This window comes from Cytophagia bacterium CHB2, assembly GCA_030263535.1.
GTDB lineage: Bacteria > Zhuqueibacterota > Zhuqueibacteria > Zhuqueibacterales > Zhuqueibacteraceae > Coneutiohabitans.
Genome location: SZPB01000421.1, coordinates 1 through 4,978, shown reverse-complemented (window position 1 = coordinate 4,978; position 4,978 = coordinate 1). Strand labels below are relative to the sequence as shown.

The following is a 4,978-nucleotide window of genomic DNA, read 5'->3' as shown; positions in this document are numbered from 1 at the left end:
TAATTCGTGCCGTCCGATGCAAACCGCGAAGGGACCCGAATAAACGCTTATCTCTCATTCGCGGTTGCCCTTTTTGGGCCGTGGCTCGTTCGCGTTGGGGGCATTAATTATCTTCCTCGTCCTCCCGTTCCTCGCCATTTTGCCGGCGCTCACGCTCGGCTTTATAATTGTTGAAATTGTATTTGAGATTCAACATTACCACCGGCGCCTCGCGCGTGGAATAGCGGTAGTTATAAAAATCCGCACCCTGTGAGATGGCTTCGCGCTTGGCAGAGTCGAACAAATCTCTCACTTGCAGTGTGGCAGACAGCAGTTTATCGATGATCTCGAGTTTGACCGCGGCGTTCGCCGTAAAATATCCCTCTCGCCGGCCCTGGGAAGAAACCGAAGGGCTGTTATAAATGCCGTCAAGTTGGAATTGCAGAGATTTGCTGAATTTGACCGCGTTGCTCATGCGCGTGTTCCAATTAAAACTCTCGCGCGCGAAAGATTCTCCGAAAAGCGCGCCAGTAATGCGATATTGATAAAGATTGCCGGTGAGATTGAGGTTCCACTTTTTGTGAAGATCGACATTCAATGCCAGTTCGCCGCCCAACGCATGATCTTTGCCGATATTCGCCTCCGAATGCAGCGTGATATTGTCGGCATAAACGGAACGAACTTCTTCGATGCGATTGTGCGTTTTGCGATAATACGATTCCAGCGAAATCAAGCTGCGGCCCAGATGGGTTTGATAGCCAAGCTCATACGAGTCGATATATTCCGGCAGCAGATCGGGATTGCCGACGTGAACGTTGTAGGCGTCGATCCAGGTTTGAAATGGTTCGAGATCGCCGCCTCCGGGCCGGTCGATGCGGCGGGTGTAACTCGCCATGGCCTGTTGCCCCACAGCGAATTGATGTGAAAAATGCAATGTGGGAAAGTAATCCCAACGGCCGATCGTGAATGGTTGCGTTGCGCCGTTTCCGGCAGGCCCTGTCACACCGGTTCCGGTGAGTTCTGTCGAACCGGAAAAAATGATCGTACGGCCGGTGTATTCTGCACGCAAGCCGCCCTGAAAGCCCAGTTTGCCCAATTCGTTCGCGTAGAGCGTGTAAAACGCATGCGTGTCCTCATTGTAGCGCGTGCGATTGCTGAACTGTGGCAGCACCAGATAATCACCCGCCACCGCATCATACTCCGCCAATCCGGTGTTTTCCTCGTCGCGCTCGATTTCGCTATGAAAGCCGGCTTCAAACTTCGCCTTTTTACCCAGCGCCAGCGTGTAATCGAGCTTGGTGCGGACTTCGCGTGAGGGGCCGCCTTCAGTTGAACGCCGGCCGCTGACTTGCATGGCTTCACTGGTGAGCAAGCCGTTGGTGGTGGTTTCGTCGCCTTGACGGCTGCTGAAGAATAGTTCTGCGGAAAGCTCGTGCCCTTTGGGCGCAAAGTGGTGCTGGTACGAGAGATTCAACGCAAAAAAATCACGCGTGCGCAAACGATCATTATTGCTGGTGTAATGCTGCCGCGCGCTTTCCGCGCCGGACCATTCCGCATAATTCAAATCTTCTTCCCGCCGGGAATCACGATTGCCGTAACGCCCGCCGGCGCTCAAGAAATCTTTGCGCGAGAGTTTCAGCTTGAACTCGCCGCGCAAACCCAGCGCAATATTCTTGCGCCGGGAGACGCCGGCGGATTCGAAAAACGACACGCTGCCCTCTCGCCGCGTTTCGTTCTGTTCACGATCATCTCCACTGAACAGCCGTTGGTTGTAATCCAGGCCCAGCGTGGCTTGATACCTGTGATTCTTGTAATCATACAAAAAATCGCCGCCATACTTGTCGCCGGTGCCGGCGTTGAGATTGGCGATGCCGCTTCGGCCCTCGCGCCGTTCCTTCTTCAAAACAACATTGATGATGCCGGAAGCGCCCTGGGGATCGTATTTCGCGGACGGATTGGTGACGATTTCGATGTTTTCAATGGCGCCCGCCGGAATTTGCTGCAAGGCCTCGCTGGGATCCAGCACCGAAGGCCGGCCGTCGATCAACACCGTGAAATTGCCGCTGCCGCGCAAACTGACATTGCCTTCAATATCCACGGTTACCGAGGGCACACTTTCCAAAACGTCCACCGCCGTGCCCGAAAGCGCGGTTGCTTGCCGGCTGACATTGATCACTTTTTTGTCGAGGTGATACGTCATGCCCAGCGCTTCGCCCTGCACCTCAACTGTTTCCATGTTCAACGCTGTCTGTTCCAGCAAAATTTTTCCCAGGTTGATCTCCGTTTTTGCCGGCGTGATGGCGACATTGCCCAGGCGATGCGTTTTATAGCCGATGAATTGAATGTTGACATAGTAATTTCCCGGGGCAAGCGCGGTGATTTTAAAACGGCCGTCTTCATGGGAGGTTGCGCCCGTGACCATGGCGCTGTCGCTTTGGCGAAACAGAATGACATTGGCATATTCAATCGGCTTTTGGGAGGTCGCATCGAAAACTCTGCCCGTAATCACGCCGGGATGTTCCTGCGTCAGAGCGGCTCCCGCCCACGCAGCGAGCAGAATTAATTTTAAAATTGAAATGTTTCGCATTCGAATGGATTCCTAAGGTTGCCGTGCAAGAAGATGGCCGTAAATCACCCGCGTTGAAATCAATTGATTGCATGCCGGCCGCACAATACAGCACGAATCTGTAGAATTATTGTAGGTTGTAATGGAGGTGACAACAAGCAGGCAACGACGCATTTCAGGCGCTTAACTTTCGCACACTGAAACAATGCTGCCCCTCGCAATACCGGTATTCTATGCTCAGGTCGTTCAATTCGCAGATTTTTTTGACCAGGGAAAGCCCCAACCCCAGCGAGTTTTTTTTGTGCCGGTTGTTCGAAAAGCGCTCGAAGATTTTTTCAGGCGGGGTGTCCAGCGGCGGCCCGTAGTTGCTGATCGTCAGGCAATCGGCGTCGGTGTGCAAACGAACCGGCCCGGTGGGGACGCCATAACTGATGGCATTGCGCAACAAATTTTTCAACACAATATCGAAAAGGAAGGCATCGATGAACAAACGATGCGTGTCCGAGAGATCAGCCTCAATCTCCAACGATTTCAAGCGCGCCAATTCTTCAATGGCAGCAATATGTTTTTCAATGGCCGGGCGCGTGGCGACCTCGACGGCATTGCCGAATTCGCCGTTTTCGATTTTCGTGAGCAAATTCAGCGTGTTGCCGAGCTTCGACAAATGATTGGCTTCATCGTAAATGATTTTCACCGTTTCAGCATGGCGCTGCATAACCTCTTCCCGGGCGAGCAGGTTTTCCGTTTTGTTGCGGATCACGGCCAGCGGCGTTTGCATTTCGTGCGCCATGTTTTCGGTGTATTCCTTCAGATGGCGGTAATCCGCTTCGATGCGATCGATCATTTGATGATACAAATCCTGCATTTTGCGGAATTCTATCGTGTTGGTGTCAATCCGTTCTACATTGATTTTTTTGCCGACTTTATAAGTTTTCATCAGCCCTAAAATTTTGTTGAAGGGCCGAAAGAAATAACCGGATAAAAAGACATTGAACAGGACGATCGCTCCGGCCAGCAGCACGAACGCCGGAATCAGGGCGCCGAAGATGTCATCACGCAGCCCCAAAAAATCTTCCACAGTCTTGAACATCGTTACTTGATAATGCCGGCCGTTGGTTTCCATGAAAACGGTTTTCTTGCGAAAACGCTGCATTTGATCTTGTTCGGCGTTGTAAATCAGCGTGTCGCCGATAACCGGCAAGGTTCCGGAGCGCGGCGCTTCGTCCAACGCTAGAATATGCACGCCGGAAGACAACTCACTCAAGGGCTTCCCGGCCTCGAGGTGCCGTTTGATTCGGTTGGCAGAATTGTGAAAGCGGCTTTCCAAATTCTTTTCAATGAATTCATCCGCTTCCTTCGTGAGAAACAGCGCGCTGCTGAAAAAAGCGATGAAGGTGAAAATGAGATAAATGAAAGTCGTTTTGGATAACAGTTTGAAGGCGCGGGCGTTTTCCATGTTCTGCCGCCTAACTCTCGCTTGAGAATTTGTATCCCATGCCGTACAGCGCTTTAATGTAGTTCTTGCCGCCGGCGCTGGTGATTTTTTTGCGAAGGTTCTTGATGTGATTGTAAATAAAATCGAAGCTGTCCGCCTCGTCGATGTGATCGCCCCACAGGTGTTCCGCAATGCTTTCCTTGGTCAACATGCGATTGGGGTTTTGCAGGAAGTAGAGCAGCAAATCATACTCTTTTTTGGTCAAGGTCAGCGGCGTTTCGTGAATATAAGCTTGCGAGGCGAGCAAATCGACTTTGACGTCGTCGAACAACAGCACGTTGCTGCGGTTGAATTTGTTGCGCCGCAGAATGGAGCGGATGCGCGCGTTCAGCTCGGCTTGATGAAACGGCTTGGTCATGTAATCATCGGCGCCCAGATCCAGGCCGTGCACTTTTTCTTCCAGCGCGTCTCTTGCCGTTAAAATCAGAATGCCGCAATCGAGCTCGGCGGCTTTGATTTCGCGGATGAGTTGCAAGCCGTTGCCGTCCGGCAAGCCGAGATCAACAATAACGAGATCATATTGATAGGTGGAAATCTTCTCGCTGGCTGCGTGCAGCGTTGTCACATGTTCGATAACAAAGCCGCGGTCATGCAAGAACTGCTGCATGTCGCGCGCCAGATGGAGGTTGTCTTCGACTATTAAGAGTTTCATAGCTTAAGCAAAAGTACTCTGGAATTCTGTAGGAATTTTGTTACGGTTTATTGCCGCCCGGGCAGTGGAGTGTACGAAAAATTGCACGATTAGGCAAAGCGCAGAGTGAAATTTCAAAATGGCCTGCGTTATGCGAAACGACATTTTAGAGCGAAAATCTGCCCGGGGATGGTGTGCAATCCGACGGTGGTGGATGAAGGTTTTATCTGCAATTATTAACGCGACAAACCGCTTTTGTTGCCTGCGCGGCCTAAAACCATCCCTTCGGACAGTACCAACCGGCTTC

Annotated in this window: 3 protein-coding genes; all 3 read right to left on the bottom strand. The window is 51.8% G+C overall.

What is annotated here, in order from left to right:
- Window positions 1-103 precede the first annotated feature (103 nt).
- Window positions 104-2,566, bottom strand: a complete 2,463-nt coding sequence (locus FBQ85_26370) for a TonB-dependent receptor (GenBank protein MDL1878658.1) — start codon at window positions 2,564-2,566, stop codon at window positions 104-106.
- Window positions 2,567-2,720: 154 nt separating this feature from the next.
- Window positions 2,721-4,001, bottom strand: coding sequence for a HAMP domain-containing histidine kinase (locus FBQ85_26365; GenBank protein MDL1878657.1), 1,281 nt, complete (start codon window positions 3,999-4,001; stop codon window positions 2,721-2,723).
- Window positions 4,002-4,011: 10 nt separating this feature from the next.
- Window positions 4,012-4,692 carry a response regulator transcription factor gene (locus tag FBQ85_26360; GenBank protein ID MDL1878656.1) on the bottom strand — a complete coding sequence of 227 codons (681 nt, stop codon included), beginning with the start codon at window positions 4,690-4,692 and terminating at the stop codon, window positions 4,012-4,014.
- Between the last annotated feature and the right edge of the window lie 286 nt (window positions 4,693-4,978).